We start from the raw sequence: 367 nt of genomic DNA on the forward strand, positions 1-367 counted from the left end.
TTGGCTCAAGCGGGATCGCAGAGTTTTCGATTGCCACCAGTCCACCAGCTCCCATGGCGGAAGTGCCGGCTGACGAGGTGCCAGCGGCAGAGAAGGAAGAGCTCTTCTGCACCTATGCGGCCATGATTTTGAAGGATAGCGAGCTCGAGATCTCCGGAGGGCACATCAACAAATTGATCAAAGCTGCTGGAGGCTCTACCAGCAGCATCTGCCCAGCCCTTTTTGCAAAGCTTTGTGCTGGCAAGGACTTGGAGAGCATGCTGAAGTTTGGTGGTGGCGGCGGCGGCGGTGCTGCTGGTGCCGTTGCTGGTGGAGGAGGTGGCGGCGCAGCACCCGCGGCTGAAAAGGAGGAGGAGAAGAAGGTGGT

1 protein-coding gene is annotated in these 367 nt (G+C 59.1%); it reads left to right on the forward strand.

The window, feature by feature from the left end; genetic code table 11:
• Window positions 1–62: 62 nt before the first annotated feature.
• The coding region (locus tag ACYQ78_RS39325; protein WP_459806093.1) for a 60S acidic ribosomal protein P1 at window positions 63–367 on the forward strand (305 nt) is incomplete at its 3' end.

The sequence above is a fragment of the Herbidospora sp. RD11066 genome (assembly GCF_054661255.1).